General features: G+C 65.0%; 23 protein-coding genes. 4 read left to right on the forward strand and 19 right to left on the reverse strand.

The features are described 5' to 3' along the window. Together AQ619_RS13335 and cobS are read left to right on the forward strand one after the other, a co-directional pair. Nucleotides 1-459, forward strand: coding sequence for an RcnB family protein (locus AQ619_RS13335; RefSeq protein ID WP_062148497.1), 459 nt, complete (start codon nt 1-3; stop codon nt 457-459). 129 nt (nt 460-588) lie between these two features. Then, the gene (cobS, locus tag AQ619_RS13340) at nt 589-1,599 is read left to right on the forward strand and encodes a cobaltochelatase subunit CobS (protein WP_062148498.1); all 1,011 of its coding nucleotides are present in this window, start codon (nt 589-591) and stop codon (nt 1,597-1,599) included. 655 nt (nt 1,600-2,254) lie between these two features. On the opposite strand, the gene AQ619_RS13345 is transcribed toward cobS, so the two are convergent. Together AQ619_RS13345 and AQ619_RS13350 are read right to left on the reverse strand one after the other, a co-directional pair. After that, entirely contained in the window at nt 2,255-3,031 is a 777-nt protein-coding gene (locus tag AQ619_RS13345) for a M48 family metallopeptidase (RefSeq protein WP_062148499.1), read from the reverse strand. 625 nt (nt 3,032-3,656) lie between these two features. After that, nucleotides 3,657-4,007 (reverse strand): DUF3147 family protein, encoded by a 351-nt coding sequence (locus tag AQ619_RS13350; protein WP_062148500.1) that lies wholly within the window; start codon nt 4,005-4,007, stop codon nt 3,657-3,659. A 102-nt stretch (nt 4,008-4,109) separates the two neighbouring features. Between AQ619_RS13350 and AQ619_RS13355 the strand changes: the two genes are divergently transcribed. Together AQ619_RS13355 and AQ619_RS13360 are read left to right on the forward strand one after the other, a co-directional pair. Further along, nucleotides 4,110-4,355, forward strand: a complete 246-nt coding sequence (locus AQ619_RS13355; protein WP_062148501.1) for a DUF2188 domain-containing protein — start codon at nt 4,110-4,112, stop codon at nt 4,353-4,355. Between the two features lie 73 nt (nt 4,356-4,428). Next, complete coding sequence (locus AQ619_RS13360) at nt 4,429-4,926, forward strand: bactofilin family protein (RefSeq protein WP_062148502.1); 498 nt, start codon at nt 4,429-4,431, stop codon at nt 4,924-4,926. Nucleotides 4,927-5,124: 198 nt separating this feature from the next. On the opposite strand, the gene AQ619_RS13365 is transcribed toward AQ619_RS13360, so the two are convergent. The 17 genes from AQ619_RS13365 to AQ619_RS13445 form a co-directional block, all read right to left on the reverse strand. Further along, nucleotides 5,125-5,826 (reverse strand): hypothetical protein, encoded by a 702-nt coding sequence (locus AQ619_RS13365; protein WP_062148504.1) that lies wholly within the window; start codon nt 5,824-5,826, stop codon nt 5,125-5,127. 90 nt (nt 5,827-5,916) lie between these two features. Beyond that, nucleotides 5,917-6,720, reverse strand: coding sequence for a DNA adenine methylase (locus tag AQ619_RS13370; protein ID WP_062148507.1), 804 nt, complete (start codon nt 6,718-6,720; stop codon nt 5,917-5,919). Between the two features lie 159 nt (nt 6,721-6,879). Then, complete coding sequence (locus tag AQ619_RS13375; RefSeq protein ID WP_062148510.1) at nt 6,880-7,317, reverse strand: hypothetical protein; 438 nt, start codon at nt 7,315-7,317, stop codon at nt 6,880-6,882. Next, nucleotides 7,317-8,087 carry a hypothetical protein gene (locus tag AQ619_RS19145; protein ID WP_166504246.1) on the reverse strand — a complete coding sequence of 257 codons (771 nt, stop codon included), beginning with the start codon at nt 8,085-8,087 and terminating at the stop codon, nt 7,317-7,319. Before AQ619_RS19145 ends, AQ619_RS13375 begins: the two co-directional genes overlap by 1 nt. A gap of 68 nt (nt 8,088-8,155) precedes the next feature. Continuing rightward, nucleotides 8,156-8,569, reverse strand: coding sequence for a hypothetical protein (locus tag AQ619_RS13385; RefSeq protein ID WP_062148516.1), 414 nt, complete (start codon nt 8,567-8,569; stop codon nt 8,156-8,158). A 12-nt stretch (nt 8,570-8,581) separates the two neighbouring features. After that, nucleotides 8,582-9,202, reverse strand: coding sequence for a hypothetical protein (locus tag AQ619_RS13390; RefSeq protein ID WP_062148519.1), 621 nt, complete (start codon nt 9,200-9,202; stop codon nt 8,582-8,584). Then, nucleotides 9,199-10,083 carry a hypothetical protein gene (locus tag AQ619_RS13395; protein ID WP_062148522.1) on the reverse strand — a complete coding sequence of 295 codons (885 nt, stop codon included), beginning with the start codon at nt 10,081-10,083 and terminating at the stop codon, nt 9,199-9,201. Before AQ619_RS13395 ends, AQ619_RS13390 begins: the two co-directional genes overlap by 4 nt. 2 nt (nt 10,084-10,085) lie before the next feature. Then, nucleotides 10,086-11,645: a hypothetical protein gene (locus tag AQ619_RS13400; protein ID WP_062148524.1), complete on the reverse strand. Its 1,560-nt coding sequence runs from the start codon at nt 11,643-11,645 to the stop codon at nt 10,086-10,088. After that, nucleotides 11,645-17,158: a tape measure protein gene (locus tag AQ619_RS13405; protein ID WP_062148527.1), complete on the reverse strand. Its 5,514-nt coding sequence runs from the start codon at nt 17,156-17,158 to the stop codon at nt 11,645-11,647. Before AQ619_RS13405 ends, AQ619_RS13400 begins: the two co-directional genes overlap by 1 nt. Then, a complete protein-coding gene (locus tag AQ619_RS19150) occupies nt 17,155-17,538 on the reverse strand; it encodes a DUF1799 domain-containing protein (protein ID WP_062148530.1) in 384 nt (127 codons plus the stop codon). The genes AQ619_RS13405 and AQ619_RS19150 overlap by 4 nt, the downstream gene beginning before the upstream one ends. 23 nt (nt 17,539-17,561) lie before the next feature. Continuing rightward, entirely contained in the window at nt 17,562-17,891 is a 330-nt protein-coding gene (locus AQ619_RS19155; protein WP_062148533.1) for a hypothetical protein, read from the reverse strand. Between the two features lie 92 nt (nt 17,892-17,983). After that, on the reverse strand, nt 17,984-18,916 hold the full coding sequence (locus tag AQ619_RS13420) for a phage tail tube protein (RefSeq protein ID WP_062148536.1): 933 nt from the start codon (nt 18,914-18,916) through the stop codon (nt 17,984-17,986). A 6-nt stretch (nt 18,917-18,922) separates the two neighbouring features. Continuing rightward, nucleotides 18,923-19,237 carry a hypothetical protein gene (locus AQ619_RS13425; RefSeq protein ID WP_062148539.1) on the reverse strand — a complete coding sequence of 105 codons (315 nt, stop codon included), beginning with the start codon at nt 19,235-19,237 and terminating at the stop codon, nt 18,923-18,925. Then, on the reverse strand, nt 19,234-19,677 hold the full coding sequence (locus tag AQ619_RS13430; RefSeq protein ID WP_062148541.1) for a hypothetical protein: 444 nt from the start codon (nt 19,675-19,677) through the stop codon (nt 19,234-19,236). The genes AQ619_RS13425 and AQ619_RS13430 overlap by 4 nt, the downstream gene beginning before the upstream one ends. Then, nucleotides 19,677-20,201, reverse strand: coding sequence for a phage virion morphogenesis protein (locus AQ619_RS13435; RefSeq protein WP_062148544.1), 525 nt, complete (start codon nt 20,199-20,201; stop codon nt 19,677-19,679). The genes AQ619_RS13430 and AQ619_RS13435 overlap by 1 nt, the downstream gene beginning before the upstream one ends. Continuing rightward, the gene (locus tag AQ619_RS13440; RefSeq protein WP_062148548.1) at nt 20,201-20,644 is read right to left on the reverse strand and encodes a phage protein Gp36 family protein; all 444 of its coding nucleotides are present in this window, start codon (nt 20,642-20,644) and stop codon (nt 20,201-20,203) included. The genes AQ619_RS13435 and AQ619_RS13440 overlap by 1 nt, the downstream gene beginning before the upstream one ends. Next, nucleotides 20,644-20,847 (reverse strand): Acb2/Tad1 domain-containing protein, encoded by a 204-nt coding sequence (locus tag AQ619_RS13445; protein WP_062148551.1) that lies wholly within the window; start codon nt 20,845-20,847, stop codon nt 20,644-20,646. Before AQ619_RS13445 ends, AQ619_RS13440 begins: the two co-directional genes overlap by 1 nt. Between the last annotated feature and the right edge of the window lies 1 nt (nt 20,848).

Consider the following 20,848-nt stretch of genomic DNA (forward strand, 5'->3'; position numbering starts at 1 on the left):
ATGAAGCGCCTTGCCCTCACCGCTCTCGCCCTGTCGCTCTTGGCCGGGACCGCCGCAACCGCAGCGCCGCAACGTTATGATGACCGCGACAACGGTCGTTACGAGCAAAGCCGGTACGATGACCGTCGCGACGACCGCTACGCCCGTGACCGCCGGGATGACCGTCGCGACGATCGCCGCGATCGCCGGGATGACCGCCGCGACTACCGTGATAGCCGCCGCGACTACCGCGCCGACTACCGGCACGACCGCCGCGACTATCGTGAATATCGTCGCTGGGCCTATGGCCAGCGCCTGGACGCCCGCTATCGCGACAACCGCTACTATGTCGCCGACTATCACCGCCACGGCCTGCGCGCCCCGCCGCGCGGCTATCGCTGGCAGCGCGTGGACGACCAGTATGTGATGGCCGCCATCGCCACCGGTCTGATCGCCGCAGTGATCATCGCCAACAACTAGGTCTGGCAGTCTTGCGCGTCGCCCCGGATGGCTCAGCCGTCCGGGGCGTTGACCCTGCCGCGTCTTTTTTGAAGATCATGGGGCCTCTGCTCTTCCCCTCCCCCACGTCAAGGCGTTAAGCGGGTAGACATGCCCGAGTTCGCCGAAACCAGCTCCGCCGTCGATCCCCTGATCACCCTGGTCCCCGACAAGTGGGTGACGCTCCGCGACGCGTTCGGCGTCGACAGCGACATGAAGGTTCCTGCCTTCAGCCATCGCGACAGCCATGTGCCGGACATCGATCCGGCCTATCGATTCGACCCGCAAACGACCAAGGCCCTCTGTGCCGGTTTTGCCCATGACCGCCGGGTGATGGTCCAGGGCTATCACGGCACCGGCAAGTCGACCCATATCGAGCAGATCGCCGCGCGCCTGAACTGGCCTCTGGTCCGCGTGAACCTCGACAGCCACATCAGCCGCATCGACCTGGTCGGCAAGGACGCCATCGTCCTGAAGGACGGCAAGCAGATCACCGAATTCCGCGAGGGCATCCTGCCCTGGTCGCTGCAGCGCCCGATCGCCCTGGTGTTCGACGAATATGACGCCGGTCGCCCGGACGTGATGTTCGTGATCCAGCGCGTGCTCGAGGCCGGCGGCAAGCTGACCCTGCTGGACCAGAACCGCGTCATTCGCGCCAATCCCTATTTCCGACTGTTCTCGACGACCAACACCATCGGTCTGGGCGACACCACGGGCCTCTATCACGGCACCCAGCAGATCAATCAGGGCCAGATGGACCGCTGGAGCATCGTCACGACGCTCAACTATCTGGAACACGACGTCGAGGCCGCCATCGTGCTGGCCAAGAACCCGTCCTTTGACAGCGTCGAGGGCAAGCGCACGATCTCGGCCATGGTCCGCGTCGCCGACATGACCCGCAACGCCTTCATGAACGGCGACATTTCCACCGTCATGAGCCCGCGGACCGTGATCACCTGGGCCCAGAATGCCGAGATCTTCGATCGCGACATCGCCCTGTCGTTCCGCCTGACCTTCCTGAACAAGTGCGATGAACTGGAACGCCCGACCGTGGCCGAGTTCTTCCAGCGCGCGTTCGGGGTGGATCTTCCGGAAAGCGCGGCGCGGGTGAAGGTGGCCTAGGGGCCGCCTCTCACCGCGACTTCCAGACGCCCGCCCCGCAAGAGGCGGGCGTTTTGCTTTGACGGTGTGGGTCAGAGCGTCCGACCAGGGTCTGGAGCGGAACTCCGGCCTCATCCCGGCCTTCAACGCTTACCCTGGAAGCGGACCCAGCGAAGGTCTGACAAGGGTGAGGAGCGGCCCTCGAAACCCCTCTCTCATAGAGAGAGGGAGGGGCCCGCCGCGTAGCGGTGGGAGGGTGAGAGGTTACAAACTATCCGACTGAAACGCGGCCAAGATGGTGTCCGCCGTTCCGCAGTCTTGGCCGTGGCGAAAGCGTGGGCTGGGGTGTCAGGCCGCTCAACGACAGGAAGCGAGATTTCTCCGGCCGGCGGTGAAACCTCTCACCCTCCCACCGCCTGCGGCGCCGGGCCCCTCCCTCTCTCTATGAGAGAGGGGTTCCGTGCTTCCGCTTTCCACCCTGAGCGGACCGTCAAAGCGCCTGCTTGGGGTTGGCGCGTCGAAGTCCGCTTATGGCGCTACACGGCAATATGGGTCCTGACGCCGCGGATGGCACCAGTGATGGCACCAGTCAGCGACAGCGCGCTGGGCCAAGCCATCCCGATCCCGCAGAAGATCAGGGCCGCCCTGGACGCCGACCCAGGTGAGACTTTAGCGACTAGCCGTTCGCGACCGCGGCCTTGAGCTCTTCGATACGACGTCCATCGGCCGGATGGGTCGAGAGAACTTCAGGGGGCCGATCCTGGCTGCGCGCCGCCCGCGCCATACGCTCCCAGAAGGTCACCGCGGCAGCGGGGTCCATGCCGGCCTTGCGCATCAGGTCGACACCGACGCGGTCGGCCTCAAGTTCGTGATGTCGGGCGTAGGGCAGGATCACGCCGAACTGGGTACCCAGGCCCAGCGCCACGCCCACCTCGTCGGCGAACTCGGCGTTTTCGCCGCTCGATACAACCATCTGGGCGAGGGTGACCCCGGCCTGAGCCGCCAACTGATGGCTGAACCGCTCCGCCGGATGGCGCGCCAGGATATGCCCGATCTCATGGCCCAGAACGGAGCCGACCTCATCATCGCTGCGCGCCAGGTCCAGCAGCCCCCTGAAGAAGCCCACCCGTCCATTGGGCAGCACGAAGGCATTGAGCTCCGGCGACTCCAGCACCGTGAAGGACCATGTCAGGTCGGGCCGGTTTGCCGCCAGCGCCAGCGGCCGACCGATCCGGGCCAACCGCGCCTGAACCTCGGGGTCGCGGACGGCCGGCGTCTGCGCGACGATCTGGGCCCAGGACGCATCGGCCATCTCCGCAAGTTGGCTGTCAGACACCACCACCAGCTGTCGCCGGCCCGTGGCGGCGTTCTCGCTGCACCCCGCCAGGCTGACCGCCGTCAGGCCCGCCAGAAGACCGCGTCGGGACAGCCGCGCATTACAGACGCCGCACATCGGCCGGCCCCAGAGGATGAATTTCGAGAGGTCCGGGTGCGTGGCAGAGCGCCGATGCGCTGAGGTTCTCGGCCTTCTTCATGCCCACCCGAAAGCTGTCAAAGCGAAAGGCCGCCCCGCACCTGGAGGGTGGCAGGTTCGGTGCTGTCAGGCAAACGGCAAGGTGTCTGCAGGAGTGCTGACGTCTCTGGACGCCCCCTGCGCTGCATGCGTGACGTTGGGTTGACCTTGAGATCTGCCGGGGTGGGGCCATCTGTCCGGCTGTAGCCTTGTCATGCCTGGAGACAATGTTCCGGCGCAATGCATTTGGTCCGCTTCTCACCCTTTTCAGACGTCAGGAGCGTCCGCTTTTCGGTATCTCGTGGCGTGGAAGAAATGACTGGTCGCATGGCGCTAGCCGTCCAGTCGGTTGGCGTCCTCAGGAGAAGAGGCTGGCCGTGCTTCGTTCGGACAGGGTGAAACCTCTCACCCTTCCATCCCGGCCCGGCCTTCGCCGGGACGGGCCCCTCCCTCTCTCAAAGAGAGAGGGACCATGAAGGTCCGCCATGGGTCGGAAGAAGACCAAGGCCCGCGCCCCGAAACCTGACATCGCGAACGCCCGAGAGGGGTGTCCGTTGGGCGCTCCCTACAGCTTCACGCCAAACCTCGGTCCCACCGCCATCATCGCCGCGTAGAGGCTGATCGTCAGCAGACAACCCGCCGCCAGGGCCGGCCAGAAGCCGAGGCCGCGGCGTAGCAGGGCCGGGATGACCAGGAACATCGGCAGGGACGGCAGGACGTACCAGAAGGTGGCCTCGACGTGGCTGGCCATGCGGACGACGTCGCGGGTGTCGCGCCACAGCCAGATCATGCCGAGGATCGAGATCAGCGGCAGGGACGCCACCAGGGCCCCGAAGCCCGGCGACTTGCGGGCAATCTCCGAAATGGCGGCGATGATCACGCCCGACAGGGCGGCCTTGAGGATGAGGTACAACATCCCGCTGTTGTCCGCGCTCCAGTCCCCCGCGACAAGTCGTGGCGGCCGGAACCTTGGCGACTGGCGGCTCGTTGAACCTCCTGCAGCCTCAGGAGCCCGACCTTGACCGACATCACCTACACTATCGTGGAGCACGACGGCGGCTGGGCCTACAAGCTGGGCGAGGTGTTTTCGGAGACCTATCCCAGCCACGCCGCCGCCCTGTCCGCCGCGCAACGCGCCGCCGCCGAGCAGGAGGTCTCCGGCGAGACCACCGGCATCACCTATGAAGACACCCAGGGCCAGTGGCACGAAGAGGTCGCGGCGGGCGACGACCGGCCCACCACCCACGTCGTCGACAGACCCTAAAGGCGTGCGGCGACTGGCCCCCGTCTTGCTCCCGAACTGTCCGACGAGCCATTTCGAGACAGGGTCCACGCCGATGTTCGCCAAGAAGAAAGAAACCCCCGCTCCCGTCGCCCTGGCGACCATGGAACCGCCGCGCGCGCCGGTGGCGACGACCCAGGCGGCTGCTCCCGTGGCCCGGCCGAAGCCGGCCTCGATGATCGCCCAAGGCGTCACCATCAAGGGCGACGTGATCGGCGACGGCGAACTGCATCTGGACTGCGTCGTCCAGGGCGACATCCGGGTCGGCAAGCTGATCCTGGGCCCCAACAGCCGGGTCGAGGGCAGCGTCACCGCCCAGGTCATCGAGGTTCACGGCACCGTCCAGGGCAGCGTCACCGCCCAGGCCGTGCGTCTTTATGGAACGTCCCATGTCGAAGGCGACATCACCCATGAGCAGCTGGCCATGGAAACCGGCGCCGAGTTCCAGGGCCGCAGCCTGAAGTTCCAGCGTCCGGCCCCCGTCGCCGCCGTCGCCCCGAGCCACGTACCGCCCATGCCGCAAGGCGCGCCAGCCTACGCCAGCCAAGCCTGATCCTTTCGACGGCAAGGACCCCGCCATCGGGGTCCTTCCACCGGCTGTTTGGGGCAGCGGCGAAAGAACCCCGCGGCTCTCCCGCCGGTGGTGGGGGGACGGGACGGCGGAAGCGCCCTGACCGGTGTAGCGCGACATTTGGTTTCGCAGCGCGGGACACTTGGTTTCGCAGTGGAGTCGTAATTAGCCCAAGCGAGATCACGAACGGCCGTGTTCAACGGCCAAGTCAATTTCGGGATGATCAGCCGCATCCCCCGGCGCGAAGATCATCCACGCGCCTCCTACCTTCAACGGCTTCATCTGTCCGCACATTTCGAGCGCTGTTTCCAAGCCCCCAATCACTTCATCGAAGGCCATGCGGTTGTCGATGGGCCGGACGTTAGATTGCCTTGCCAGAGAAGATACGAACTCTGTGAGCACTACCAGGTTACCGCGACACCTAGCGATAATCGTCACCGCCCCACATAGCTGCATGCTGGCCGGCACCAAGTCGGTCATGGCCGTCGCCCGCTCAACTGCATCGCGAATTAAAGCCTCTGAGCCGCTGTCCCACTGGCCACGACTGATCATCTTGCGCGTACTCGACCATGCGGAGTGGGTGGAGCCGGTCATCATTGTGAGGGCGTTTATAGCGCGTTGGACTGCGTCACGTTCACCGAGATCCCGCACGTGCAGCGGAACCCAGAGGGAGAATGCGCAAGAAGCCAAGATTGCGACAACGGAGAAAACGGCCTGCACCCAAGCAGCTAGGCCTGAGTGATCCTCAATCCATTCCAGAGTCGGTGACGCGCGGAAGGCTGCTGCAGCCAGCGCCCAAAGCATCACTACAAACAACGCGCCAAGGGCTCCAGCGACGGCACTAGGCCAATTGTCCTCAGCGAAGGCCACAAGTCGCTTCATGCTCAACAGTCTGCCCGATTCTTAGCGCGGCCGCATCGGCGAGCCTTATGGCAAACGGGCAAGGTCCGGCGCGTCGGCCGGACCCTAAACCTAGTTGCTAATGATAACCTCTCGGGCCGGAGCAGAGCCCGACCCTGCGATGCCGTAGTGGGTGCCGACCGCTTCAAACTGGAAGCCGGCGAACGTCTCTCGCACCCCGGGAACGTCATTCAAAGACATTACGAAGCGCCCTTTAAGGCCCTTCAAAGCCTCGTTCAGAGCCGCGAAATTCTCCCGCCCGAACATGCCGGCACCATAGTCGTTCTCGCAGTCCCAGTAAGGCGGGTCGAGGTAGAAGAGGGTCTCGGCGCTGTCGCGGCGGGCGATGAACTCCGACCAGGTCTGGCACTCAATCTCGACGCCTGCGAGCCGGGCATGGATATCCTCCAGGTCCCCGGCCAGACGCGTGACGTCGAACCGGGCTGGACGGTGCAAGGAGACGCCGAAGTTGCGGCTGGTGATCTTCCCGCCGAAGGCCTGGCGCTGCAGGAACAGGAACCGCGCGGCTCGCTGCATGTCGGTCATCTTGGCCGGATCCAGCGTCTTGAGACGGTCGAACTCGGCCCGCGAACTGACCTGAAACCGGATCAGCTCGATGAAGGCCAGGTAGTGGTCCTGGAGCACCCGGAAGAACGTCCAGATGTCGCGGCTGTAGTCGTTGATCACCTCGGCCTGGGGACGCTGCCGGCGCCGGAAAAACACCCCGCCCATGCCCACGAACGGCTCGGCATAGGTGCGGTGGGGAATGGTCTCGATGACAGCGACCAGGCGCTTGGCCAGGTTACGCTTACCGCCGAGATAGGGCGCTGCCGGCTTGATAGGCGCGACAGCTTGAAAAGAGAGACTAGACTCCATGGCATTGGTTACTCAAAAGAGCCCCGCCGGTTGCGCCGGTGGCGGGGCGAAAGGGGGAGTGCACCCCCCGGACGTGAGGGGTCCCCAGCCCCTCGGCTTGAAGCGTTACAGCGCCTCAACCCCCGCCGACTTCAGCGGAAAAACATCAACCGCCCTAAATCAATTCGAGCCCATCGGGCCGATCTGAGACGCCTCGATGAACCACTGGTCCATTTCAGCGTTGGTCTTGCCCAGGATCAGCTGCGCGGCATTCACGAACGGGTGGTCGCGGCGGACTTCACGGGCCGTAGTCCACTCGATTGCCACCTCAACGTCGCCCGATGAGGTGATCATAGACTCGACCGTGTCTAGGACGCCTTCGCGATAAAGCTTGAGCTTGGCCTGCCGCAGATCGACGGCCGAGGGAACCGGGACCGGCGGCGGGGGATCGTCGAAATAGATGAACCCGATACCGACCCATTCGACCGGGACCGGGTCAATGTCTCGAGAGAGATCGGCGAGCGTGTCATCGGCCAGGCCGAACAACGCATCGGGCAGAGGCCCGGGCTCGCCGATTGGTTCATTCGTGGCGAGGTTGATCTTCTGATAGCGGGGCATCAAGGCCTCCTGCGTGCAAAGGGGTGATCGGGCGGCAACTTGCTCGCAAGGCCGTTTTTCCAGGCCATGTAGCCTTCCAAACGCAGCTTGTCGGCCGGGGTAACATTGATGCCCGACACGACATCTGACACGCGGCCCGCTAGCCATCCGACGTTGCTGTAGCCCGTGCCGACATAGATGTTTGAAGCGGCGGTCAGGTCATCGGTCCGCACTGAGGCCAATGTACCGGCCAACGACCTGCCATTAACCCGCATGCTGGTCACCAGACCCCGGCCGACGCTACACGAAATCACCACTGGCACATTGCTCGGCAGCGGGCCTTCGGAGCTCTGGAAGACCTTGGTTCCAGCCGATCCCAGGGCGACTGCAGGTAGGATGGATGCGCCTGATGTGAAGCCGAGATTCACACCATGGGCGACAAATAGACCCGAGACGTTGGTGGCGTCCGAACCGTAAGCATAGGCGCAGCCGCAGAGGTGAACTTCAGCTTCCGCCAGCTTGGCTCCAGGAATTCCCGATGAAGTCGTGGCGAAATAGGCGTTGGTGTTGTCGTCGACGACGATAGGGGTGTTACCGGCGAACAGATGCGAGTTTAACGGCAGCGAACCGGGACTATTGGCGGCAGGTAGGCCGCTGAAACCGCGAGCGAAAAATCCCCCATCGGGGCGCCAGCGATCAACCTGCCCCCCTGAGATTGATGTCCCTCTGTTGCCGTTGAACCAAAGAGAAACATCCGGGCTATCCGAAGGAAGCCAGGGCCTCGTCGACATCTTTTGTGAGCGCAGCCCAGCTGGCGCTGCCAAGAGGGTCTGACCACGAAGGCTGACAACGCGCACGACTAGAACGCACACCCTTCGGCGACGTGCACTATGCCGGCCGCCAGCGTGACCCCTTGGGCCACATAGAGGATTTCGTTCGGCCCCAGGGTCAGCGGATTGCTCTCGCTGTAGGGCCAATCAGCAGTCGGGTTTCGCGCATTCTGCACCTGGGTGAATGCAGCATAAGTCAGCGAGCCGAAAAAGCGCTTGGTCGTGCCGCCGTCACTGGACCGGAAAAGCTGCAGTTCAGTGGCCGTGAGAGTGGCGCGCGCAAGACTGGTGAGCTTGGTTATCCGATCGCCGTTAACCCCGGCAGTCCAGAGCACGGCGGTGTTGGTGGGAGCGTCGGTATAAGTCGTGTTCGCCGTAACGGTGACGGCGTTACTCGACTTGATCGTCTGAGGGGTGATGATGCTGTTGGCTGTACCGGGCATGGGAGTTGATCCTTAGAGAGCAGTGGCGAAGGCGATCGCGCGAGCGTCGGCGGCTGCCTGATACGCTGCGATGTCGGTTAAGTCGGTGGTCGCGATGGCGAGGGCGGCTTTGACTGCTGCTGCGGTTAGCGCGCCCTGCAGGCCGGCCAGCGACAGCACCCCAGCATTTACGGTCAAGGACACATCCCAAGCGTTGAAGGTGCCGGCTCCTTCCTTGGCAATGACAGTGCCAGAGCCGACCCCGGTGGCTGAGACGAAGGCGTCCAACCTGATCACCATTGAATTGGCAGGCGAGGCGCTAGAGCCGAACAGCAGCTTCTGAGGCTTGCCGAAAGCCTTGTTGGCCTGCGCCAGGGTGAAGTTCACAGTCGCGCCGAGGGCGGGGATGGTGATGTTGGTGGCGCATGTGGCCAGCGTAGAGGGACTGTTCAGCACCGTCAGAAGCGCGGCGGCGACAGCATCAGCGTCATCGGAAACCGACTGACTATAGGTAGCGGCCACCTCGGCGATATCTGCCAAGGCGGCTGGAAAATTGGTCTCGTGACCGTCATCGCCGAAGCCGCCGGGATTGGCCAGCGAGACTGGATCGGAGTTGTAGTAGCCGGTGGACAGGCGCTCCAGAGCTGTGGTCACGCGATGATCTCCTCAAGAGCGGCCGAAACCGTGTGCTGATGCTCGTAGGTAAACTGAGGCTCAATCAGCTTGGCGAAGTTGGCTGGAAAGGCCTCGCGGGCCGAGCCGGTGACGTCGTCGACGTCAGGGATAAAGATCACCATTCCGGTGGTGCCCACCCGAGCGCAGTCATCGAACAAGCGATAGATCTCGGCCTTGGTGGTAGCGGCCCAGGTGACACTCATGGTTCGACGCGGCTGACGCCGTTCCGAAAAGCGGCGGCCCGATGGCCCCTCCTCGACGCGATCACGGGCCTGAAGGCCGAGCGTGCGGCCGCGCTCGAAGTTGAAGGCTGGCGACCAGGCTGAAGACACCCAAAGGCCGCCGATATCGTAGAAACCAGCGGGGTTGAGACGGTCGTCGAACTCTATGCGGAGCGCACTGGCGACCAGGGCCGGAACTACAGGGACAAACCTGTGCCGACGAAACACGTCGAGGTCGGACAAAAGCGCTTGGCCACCCCACCAGTTTGTCTCCTCCCAGCGGAGCGAAAGCGAGGCGTACCGACGAGGATGAACCTTTGTCCAAGCGGACTGAAAGACAGGCGCGGCCAGAGAACCTCCGACGCCAGCCACAGTGATCCGGTACTTGGCAGTCAGGCTCAGCGAGTGGAAAAGGATCCCGACGAGGTCGATGGCCCGAGGCCTGTCAAAGGTCAGTTCGATGACATTGGCGGACAAGGTGGCGATATCGGTCTGGCGCATCGGTTGCGTCAGGTGGCGAGGACTCACCGCCAAGGCATTGGTCATCAGATTGGATAGTGGCAAGGCGGCCGAGCCAGCGGTGCCGCCAAGCGACAGCAGAGGCAGTAGGTTGCGAGATGCGACTTTTCCCAGCGCCATCGTCAGCCCCACAATGTCCAGATGGCCAAGTCACGGCTTGGCCGGCCGGGCTCCTCACCCAACAGCAAGAGCAACACGTCCAGACCGCGCGGCGGGTAGACAAGGCGCACAGTCTTGCCGAGGGGAAGCGCTAGGGCCTCATCGGTCAGTTCGACGGTGACTTTCCACTGGCGGCGCGGCGCGCCGTCCGAGCGCAGGCCGAAAAGGGCCTTGAGTTGGTTCGCCAAGGCCAGAGCGTCAGCTTCGGATCTCAGGGCGGTTTCGATCTCTATCGTGCGCCAGGCACCGGGTAGGCGGGCCTTGACGGCAGCGTCTTCCAGCACCGCCCAGCGCCAAGTGCTGCCAAGCTTTTCCGCAGCCGCTGTGTTGCGCAATGCCGGGGCAAGGTCGCCCCCTGAGAAGGTTGTCCAGATCTTGCCGTAGCCCACACGGATGATGCCTGCAGGAGCTGGCGCACTCTCATCGGCCTGAAGATCCTTGATCTGGTCTTCCAGCAAGGTGAGGTCGGCGACGGCGGCGGGGGGCGCTATTGGCGTGGCCTGCCAGACCCCCAACCGATCAGGGATCAATGCCGCCAGAGCCGCCCGAGTCAGTGGTTTGATCATGTCAGCGGCGCTGATCTGGTCTGCCGCGAACACGCCTACGGAAGCCGTCGCCGCCAGAGCCGAAACACTGGCCCCTATCCGCCCCGCCGGGACACCCGCCTTGGTCAGTATCCGTGCGGTGATGGGTCCGACTGTATCGACATAGGTCGGCGTACTGTCGCCCTGACAACCAAAGCTCAGAGCGCCGACAGGGTCTCCATTGATCTTCAGAAGGCCTCGCCCCTTGTCGGTCGTGTAGGAGGCCGCTGCGGGGTTGAACGCATCGAAGACAGCGCCGACCCTGTCGCCCTGGTCGGCAAACCCAGCCGCTGCGCCTCGGTCGAAGATTGCGATTGAGCCATTGACCGCGCCTGCATGCAGCTGATGAGCGCGGATTGCGCCATTGACTTGAGGCGCAGGCAGATGGGCGTCGATCAGGTTGCCGTAGGCCAATGGCTTGGGCTTGCCTTTGAGACCGTCAGCGGCACCTTCATAGAGCACCCCGCCGGTGCCGTTGGTGCCGGCATAGGTCGTTGCCTGAACCGGCGTATCCAGTTCTGCCCTGTAGTCATAGAAGCCGACAGTCACCTGACCCGCTTCGCTGGTGGAATGGCTGAAGCGCGGCGTTGAAGCCAGGCCTCTGAAGATCTCGACAGCCGTGCTGAAGGGGGTTCCTTCCGTCCAGCGCTTGACAGAAATCTGGCCCCAGACGTGGGCCTGATAGGCATCAAGACCGCCGTGGCCATTCGCCAGTTTCATAGCACCCACGCCCAGCCCGGGCGTAAGCAGAGCGAAGTCCTCAAAAAGCGCACGCCGAATCGTCGGCGCTTCAAGCAGGCAATCGTCCCAGGCGACGTTGGGCCGAAGGGCATCAGTCGGAGGCATCGGGCGGATGGCGCGATCAGCAAAGCGCAAGGTCGAAACGACGCCGGCCGGCGATGTGACATCGACTTCGATCAGGATGACGGTCTGAGTCATCAGGACGCCAACTTCTGACGAAGATAGAGGTTCTGCAGGCTGGTCTGGTCGCTCAGATCGCGAAATGCCGCTGCCTGGCCCTGCGCGCTCGCCTCGACGTTTTCCACGGCCATTTGAACTGCGCTCAAACCGTCTTGAACGGCCATTGCAACGTCACTGGCCCCCGCAACCGTTGCAGTTCTGAGTTCTTCCAGTTTGACCGCGAGATCTGTGCGCATCCTATCGATTGAGGCGCTTAGACGGTCGGTCTGCGGCGTCAAAGCCTGGACCAGGATCGGCGAGAAATCCGGCGAGTTGCCCAGGATTGTCGGCTTGGCAGTGATGGCTGCGCCGATCGCTCCGGCTAGGCCGCCGCTGGGGTCGCTTGAAGTATTGGCGACCAGGGCGGTCAGGCTGAGACCGAGGGTCTGCAGCGTCGATACCACGGGATCGGTTTGTGGCGCGCTGCTCATCCCGGTCAGGGCGGTCACATCGCCGGTGACCTTGTTGAACCGGGCAAGGCGGGCGGTTGCGCTTGAGGTGGCTTCACGGTCGGCGGCCAGCAGCCGGTCGGCATAGGTGGTCAGGCTGGCTAGGGCGTTTGCATCGCCACCCCGGGCCATAGCCAACTGACGGTCATATTGATCCTGGGCGAGCTTCAACTCTTCAGCTGGGTTCAGCTGGTTGTCGTTGCTGGCGCCAAGGCCATCGAGCCAGGACTGCAAGCGCGGCCGTGCGTCGGCAAAGACGTCGGTGGCTTCTTTGGCGGCGCTGGTCAGACCCATCAAGGCGTCCTGAATTTGCAGGTCGCGCATGATCTCAAGCTTGCCCAGGACATCCCCCGAAAGCAGCCCGGTGGCGATCAGGCCATTGGCTTCGGCCTTCATGGCCTCATAGTTTCTGTTCACCCCGTCCACCGCCGATTTCTTGGCGTATTCGGTCGGGTTGGTGATCTTCAGGATCGCATCGTCGATCGAGCCTGCGAAGTTACCTGCCGCCACCTGGTCTTGCAGTTTGGCTGCCGCGTCGCTGGCGGCGTCGCCCAGTTCCTTGATCGAAGCGGTGACCTGCAGATCCTTCAGCTGGTCCAGCTGGGTGAAGATTTCCGAGGACAGTTTGCCGGCGGCGACCATGGCGGTGGCCTGGGCTCGCATGCTGGTGATGCTGGCGTCTATGTCGGCCAGTGCCTGATCGCGCTTGAAGCCCGTGGGATCGGTCAGTCTGGCAATGCCGGACTTGATGTCCGATGTCAGCTTTGCTGGATCGGCCAACTGGCCAGGGGTCAAGGATGAAGCTGCGTCATCAGCCGCCTGGCCCAGGCGCTTCAGCGCGTCCGCAACCTGCAGGTCTTTCAGCTGCTCGATCTTGCCCAGCACGTCAGCGGTCGTGAGACCGGCAGAGATCAGCTCTTCGGCCTGCTTCTTCAGGGCCTGATAGTTGGCCTCGATGGCGTCCAGCGCGGCCTTGCGCTCATAGGCGGCCGGATCGACCAGCTTTGCGATGGCGTCATCGACCGAGGTAGAAAGCCCGCCCGCCATCTGCATCGTGGCGATGACCTGGTCGAGAGATGCGCCCGCCAGAAGCATCTTCTGGGCATAGTCAGTCTGGGCCTGAGTAGCCCATTTGGCATTGGCGATGATGGTGCGGGTGGCGGCCTCGACGGCTGCGGCGGTGTCGCCCACGGCCGTATCGATAGACTGGCCGTTGCTGAAGTTCAGATGGGTTGGATCGCGCTGACCGATGTCGATCTTGCTGACCGTGGCGTTCAAGGTCGCGCCGCCGGCCACCAGAGCCGCCTGGATCTGGGCGACCGCCGAGGCGATGGACTGGGCCGCCGCCGTGGTGGCCTCGGTCCTTTTGGCCCCGTCTATCGAGGTCACGGACCCTTTCTGATCGAGCGAGACGACAGCGGCCTCGTTGGACTTCTTACCGCCGACAAGGCCCCCGACCAGGTTGCCGAGGACCGAGCCGATCAAGGAGCCGCCGGGGATCGGGATGAACGACCCGATGGCGCCGCCGATGGTGCCGCCGATCTGGTTGCCCTTGCTCTGCTTCAAACCCAGCATCCCGGCGAGGCTGGAAACCAGCATGCCCGTGCCGGCACCTCCGATCGCGCCGCCGGCCATGCCGCCGAACCTTGCGGCGTCCAGCGCGCCCATGCCGACCTTGCCAAGGAGGCCGGTGATCGCTTTTGCAGACCCCGTAGCCAGACCCGAAAGCCCGCCTGCGCTATTGAAAAGGGACCCCAGCCCAGCCAGGCCGCCTTGGGCGCCGGCTGCACCGATTGAGCCTGTCAGGCCCGAGATCGAACCGACTACGGCGTTGATGATCAGATTGATGGGCTCAGCCAGGAGAGCTTTATAGACCGCCTGGCGCAGGGCGCGTTCGGCATAGTCTCCGACCTGATCCATGCCCAGCTCGCCGCTCTCGACGAAGGCGTCCTCCAGACCCTGCTTCAACTCGCCGATCGCCGCCGCATCTTCGGCCGCTGCCTGGTCGGCCAGGGCCAGGGCACGGGCCCGGGCCTCGACCTCCTCCTGCGTCCAGTCTGCGTGCTCGGCCAGAAGCGCCGACTTGCGCTGCAGGTAGCGCTCCTCGATGGCGCGCTCGCTATTGGTCATCCGCGCCAGGCGAAGTTCCTCGGCCTGGCGGACGTCGAACTGGGCGCTGTCGGCTGCCGCTTGGGCCGCAAAGAGGGCGTCGGCCTTGGCGCGAATGGCCACGACCTGGTCGTCGGTCAAATTGGTGCCGGCGCGCTCGATCTCCTGGCGCGCGAACTCGGCCCGTTGATACTCGACCAGGGCCGAGGTCCCGCCCTTCAGCGCGGCGGTATAGGCCAGCTCAGAAGACAGTCGTTTGTCGAGGTCGCGGATCTGGGCGGCAACTCGCTCGGCCTTTTGGGTCGCCAGGGCCTGCCGTTCAGATGCCTCGGCAGAGGCGATGGCCGCCTTGGCATGCTTCAAGGTCTCGCCGGTCAGCTGGTCGAGCGTGTCGATCCCCAGCTGCTGCAAAACGCGCAGCCCGGCCTCTTGCACCTGCAGGGCCTCCATCGCCGCCTCACCCTGAACCGCGGCCGCGGAACGGCGCTGCAGGGCGGCGGTGTCCAGGTCTGCCGACTTGGCCAGGCCGGCTGATTTCTCGATGCGCTCGTTGGCGATCTTAAGGCGTTCGGTCTCTTCGACACGCTCACGGATCGAGGCGACCAGGGCGGTTTCGGCAGCGGTGAGCTTAGGCCGGTCGGCCAGCGCCAGGCGCTCGACGGCTTGGCGGCCGGCCTCCTGGACCTTCCAGTTGTCCAGGGCCGCGCCGCCGGCGATCAGGGCGGCGGTGTAGGCGTTCTGGGCGGCCACAGCGGCGGCCAGATCAGAGTCCTTGATCTGCGCGCGTAGTTCCTGACGATCGGGTTTGCTGGAGGGGGAGCTGGTGGCTGAGGACTTTGGTTTGTCTTCCTTTGCGGGTGCCGCGAAAATGATGGCATTCTGTGCCGCCATCGACCGTGCGATGTCAGTATCAAGCTGGTCAACCCGCGCCGTCGCCATCATCTGGCGCTTAATCGGGTCGCCGTTGGTCTTCACGCCGACGACCACATCGGCGACTCGGGTGCCACTCTTAATGAGGCCGTCGCGCTCGGCGCGCAGCTTGGTCTCATTCTCCGCCAGGGCCGCGACGGCAGCCTGCCGGCGGGCGTCGGCTAGCTTGAGCGTCTGGACGGTCAGGTCTCGGGTCGAGCCTGTCAAGCCATCAGTCGGACTGATCGCATTTCGAGTATCGCTGGCGAAAGCTCGAGTGTTTACGCCGGCCTCGGCCAAGATCGCGGCGGCCTCGGACATCGCCGCCGCGTAGCTCTGCTGCGTCTCCAACGCCTCTTGCGCACGCCTCTCGCCCTCGGCGACCTCGTGCGCGACGAAGGCGACTGCGGCGCCTGCCGCCATGAACGCGATGCCCCATGGCCCGCCCAGCAGACCCATTAAGCCCGACGCCGCACCAGACAGCCCCCGCATCGCCGCGCCGGTGACGCTCGACGCCCGGCTCAGGCCCACTTGGGCAACTTCCGCCCGGGCGGATGCGGCAACAGTCGCGTTCTGGGCGATCGTCAGCTCGGCCTGGGCTGCCGCATAGGCGGCCTGGGCGCGGGCACTGGTTTGCGATGAGGCCGAGGCCTGCAGCTGCGCGCCATGCTGGCGCAGAGTTGCCGCAGCCAAAGTCTCACGGGCCAAAGCCGATTCACGAGCCGCGACAGCGCTCTGCAGCTCGGCGCGGGCGGCGGCCTCGATGGCACCGCGCAGAGAGGTGACGGCCCGGGCCTCAACGATGGCACCCTCGGTAGCCGAGGCCGCAGCCGTCGTTGCAGTCTGCGCCTTCAGCAGATACGCGGCGGCAGCCGCGCGAGCCTCAATGGTGGTGGTGGCGATCCAGCGCGCCAGACCAACGCCGACCACAGTCTGGGCGGCCAGGGCAATGCCATTGATGTTCTGAGCCAGGAAGGCGGCGATCGACGCGGCGTCCGAAAGACCCTCACCAAGTAGCCGACCAAGCGCGCGGGCCGCTTCCTTGGATTCCGGCGAGGCCAGCTCGGCGTTCAGTTCAGCGAGGCCCTCGCGCATCCCGCCAAGGAACTCACCTCCTGCCGCGACTTCCAGGTCGAAGATGGAATTCTTGAACTTCGCGAGCTCGACGCGGGCCTGGCCAAGCGGCGTGATCAAAGCCTGCTCAACGCCCGGACCAAACTCCTTGCGCAACTGGTCCGCGAACTTGGGCAAGAAGTCGTCGGCCAGCAGCTTGCCGCTTGCGACCAGCTTATTCATTTCCTGGCTGGTCAGGCCCATCGCGCGCTGGGCGACTTGAAAGGCGCCCGGCAAGGCTTCGGCCAATTGCTCGCGGAGCTCATCCTGCGAGATCACTTGTTTGCTGGCCATCTGGCTGATCGCAGCCATGGCCAGCTTTTGCCGCTCCTGCGTCAAGTTCAGGACGGTCCCAGCCTCGTTGACACCCAGCCAGATCTTGCGGGTGTTCTCTCCTGCCAGGGCGGTGCCGTTGGTCGCAGCGGCCAGCGACATGTAATCGGCGGTCGCGGTCTTGATGACCAGGCCCATGCGCTCGGCTTCCGAGCGGACAAAGGCCTGCGCTTCTGCGGCACCCTTGGCTCCGCCGGTCACCGCCGACAGTCCCGTCTCAAACCCCTGCATTGCGAACGCAGCGTCAGTGATCTTGCTCGCCAGCTCGCGGCCGCCGATCGTCGCCAGGGCAGTGCCCAGACCGATGCCGGCGGCCCGCGCGCTGCTGGCCGATCGCTCGAATCCACGTGCGCCGGCCTCGGCCTGCTCGAGTCCTCGCCGGGCCCCCGCGCCATGGGTGGTGATCTGCTGCAGCTCACGATCGAGCTTGCCACCGGCCGCCGTAGCCTGATCCAGCCCCGCGCCGGCCTTGGCGCCGGACTGGCCCAGTTGCTGGACGTCCTTGGCCACGCCGCCAATGACGCTGGCACTGTTGCCGGCGGTGGCCTCAAGGCGCAGGCGGGCGATCAGATCGCTCATGTGCGAACCTCCGACCAGGCGTGCATCGCCTCAGCTTCCATGATGCGGATCCGCCGGAAGTCGTCGGTCCCGATTTCGCCCAGGCCTTCAAGTCGGGCCGTTAGGTCCAGCACCTCGTACTTCAAGCCCATGGCGCGTATCTGCGCCGTCGACCAGGTCGAGAGCGCAACCCAGTGCCACTGGCTTTGCATGGCCAGAAAGAGCCGTACGGCGAAGACATTGTCAGGGTGGACGTCGAAGGCGCTGGGCGCGATCGGCGCGGTCTGCATATCGGCCCGCGCCTTGTCGATCTGCTCCTGGCTGTAGCCGAATGCAGCCAGATCCTCCAGCATCGCCTCGACGTCACTGTCCAGAAGCTCAGCGTTCTGGCGGCGCCCCACGGCGATCAGGCGCGCCGCCTCGATCAGTTTTTTGCCGGGATGCCCTGCATGAACTGGATGTAAGCCGTGATCAGCGCCTGGCGCACATAGGCTCGATCGAGAAACTTCTTGCGCAGAGCCTCGGTGAACTCGGCAGGCTCCACATCGGACAGGCCGATCCAGAACTTGCCCGGCCAGGCATTCGGGTCGTTGGCTTTCTGGGCCTCTTCGGTCTCTTCCGGCGTCAAGGCCAGGAAGACTGCATCGAAGGTCTGCACCTCGATGCCGCCGCCGTCCTGCGGCACGTTGACGTTCACCGGCCACACGGCTTTGAAGCCCGTTTCCAGGCTCTTGAAATCGAATTTGACGCTCATTTTTCATGATCCCTATGGGGCTTGAACGGGGCTCAAAAATCGGGCGCGGAGAGGTCTCCGCGCCCGGCTTGATCGGTGGGCGCGAAGGCCGGTTAGGTCAGGACGATCGACACGTCGTCGTCGACGTTCAGCGCCGAGGCGTTGAACGTCAGATCGGCTTCCTGGACATCCAGGCCCTTGTCGTCGCTGTAGGTCGGCTGGCCGTTCTGGAACCGGGCATTGACCGTCAGGATCAGGCCGGCCGTGGCTCCGTGAACCAGCGCCAGGGTCGAGACAGTGTTGTTCTCGGCCAGGGTTTCGAGGTTCAGGACGCTGGGTAGAAGCACCCCCATCTTGGTCTTGCCGGTCAGGGTGCGCGGGCCGACCAGGTCAATAGTGCGCTGGTTGGGCCGGTCGCTGAACACGACATTGTCGGAGTGGTCGATTGATAGGCTTCGGAAAGGTGCGCTGGCACCGGCGAAGGTGAAGGTCGTGTTCGCCTGGGTTATGGGCCGGATGTCATTCCAGCCGGTCCAGGTCGCGTCGGCATGCGCAGGTCTGGCACCGTCGGCTACGGCGGTCTTGAGGCCCTTGAGCTTGACGATCGCGACGGGACGTTGGTTCTCGTCGAACTTGAAGCTCACCATGCCGCGAGCGCCCAGAAGCTTGTGCAGCCGGCGATCCTCGCGCCAGTAGACGGTAAGCGAATCCGACGCTGCCGGGTCGGCGGCCAGGGCATAGGTCACCGAGGTGGTGGCCACGAGGGTTTCGGTCCAGCCGCAGGCCTTCATCAGGAAGCCCCACTTGGGGGCAGTGCCCCTGGTGCCTGAAGCGGCTAGCGGAATCTGCACCGACAACTCGCCATAGACCCCGGTCATGAAGCCCGGGACGGGACCCACGCCCGGGCGCTCGACGACGGCGGCCGCTCGCGAGCCCTGGGGCGTGAAGGTGACGCTTTCGCCCCAGACGGTGTCGACGGCGGCGGCCGTAGAATCGACGCCGTAAGTGACTTCTTTCTTGATCAGCAGCAGCTGCGCGCTGGACATGTCGGGCTATTCCTTGGTTTCGCCAGCCGAGGGCGTCGGCTTGGAGGATTGACGGGCCAGGCGGCGGGCTTCGGCCTCAGCCTCGGCGGCCGCCCTGGCAGTGGCAGCCTGGGCAGCGGCGGCGGCCTCGATGACGGCCACGGCTTGGGGCGGCGGCGGGAAGCCGGAGGCCTCACTGGCGTCGATGATGGCCTGTGCGTCTTCGACGGCCATGTCCGCAACAGCGGCGGGGGCCGGCAGGGTCGGCTCGTCCAGACGGACATAGCCGGTCTCAGTTTTCTCATAGGTGCCGGGTACGGCCCGGTTATCGACATCGGTCACGATTGCGCCTCGTAGGTTTCTTGAACTGCGACCCGGAAGCGCAGGAGGTGCAGCCAGCGGCCGCCGTCCTTGTCGATCCGGTATTCAACGGTGCGGCCGCCCGCATATTCGACGGGGCTGGCCGCTCCGGCCGGGACCCAGCCGCGCAAGGCGGCCTTGATCTGGTCGCGGGCGGGTTCGAACTGGGCAAAGCCGCCGGGGAAGACCAGGGCCATGGTCACGCCAAAGGTCCACACCTCCATCTGGCTGACCTTGAAGGCCGCTTCGCGCACGGGCACGGCTTCGTCCGACATCGGCGAGACCAGGGCCGTGACGTCGGCGCTCAGCGCCAGCATCTCGATGGCCTGGTCAGGATCGATCCCGGTCAGGGCCTGCAGGATGGCGGGGCAGCGAGCCGGATCGGCCAGGCGCGCGGCGGCGGCGTCATAGAGACCGATCATCAGTGGCCTCCCGCCGCGCGGGCCAGGTGGTCGCCGATGATGTCGAGGATGACCGCACCGTCGCCGGCCGACACGCCCAGGAACGGACGGGCCGGAAGGCGCATGCGGCGGCTGTGGGGCATGACGTTGGTGACGCCGGAGATCCGACGACCAAACACCATGGTGAAGCGGCGCTCGTGCGAGGAGACAACCACCTCTTCGTCGATGCCGCCCTGGTGGACGCCGGCATAGGCCAGGGCCGAGCCGACCTCGACCGCATCGCCGTCCAGGACGTAGTGGATCGAGTCGCGCAGGCGAGTGGTATCAACCAGTGTTTGCGAGCCACGGGCGGTCGCCGCCGCCGAGGGTGCCCACGGCATGCCATCCGGCGCGACGTTGGTAACGAAGCGCATCACGGTCGAACTTTCCAGCTCGGAGCCGATGTCTTCCAGAACGGGCCGGAGATCCGAGGCCACAGCGCGCAGGCCGCGCAGGCCGGCCAGGATGTCGGCGTCGTCGACATGGAGAGTGAAGCCAACGCTCATCAGCAGCCCCCCAGGAAGGCGGCCAGGCCGTCGCCGTCGAACACGCGCTCTGGCGCATCGATCAGCACGCCGCCGCCGTCACTGGAGACGGTCGGCGCGGCCGGGCTGGCGGGATCGACGCCGAGCGTGGCCGAGCCCTTGGAGACGTCTCTGGCCCAGGCGCGCACGCGGTCGGCAGCCTTGACCACGAAGTCGCGGCCGTTCCGGTCCAGATCCTCGCGGGCCAGGATCATCGTGTTGGCGACGACCAGGTCGGGAACGGGCGACAGTGGCGTGGGCCACCGCGTTGCGAAATAGCTGTCCAGGGTGGCCGACTGGCGGTCGAGCGCGCCCTGGATCTTCGCCGCGTCATAGCCGGTTGCGGGTGCCGCCGGAGTGGCAAGCGCTCGCGCTTCGGCCTCCCCTACGAGCGCAACAAACTGGATGACGGTGGCGTAGGCCATTAGCGGGTGATGCTCCTCACGGCCCAGAAGGCGGCCTGTTCGATGTTGGTCTTGGCCAGCGCTCGCTCGCGCGGGCCGGCGGCCTGGTGAAGGAGCGCCAGGTCTTCAAGCAAGCCGAGGAACTGCGACTCGGCCTGCTTGACCCTGGCGATCTGATTGACCTCGGCCGCCGTCAGTTCACGGTGGTGGGCTGCGGCGGCCATG

Source organism: Caulobacter henricii (assembly GCF_001414055.1).
In the GTDB taxonomy this organism is placed as follows: Bacteria; Pseudomonadota; Alphaproteobacteria; order Caulobacterales; family Caulobacteraceae; genus Caulobacter; species Caulobacter henricii.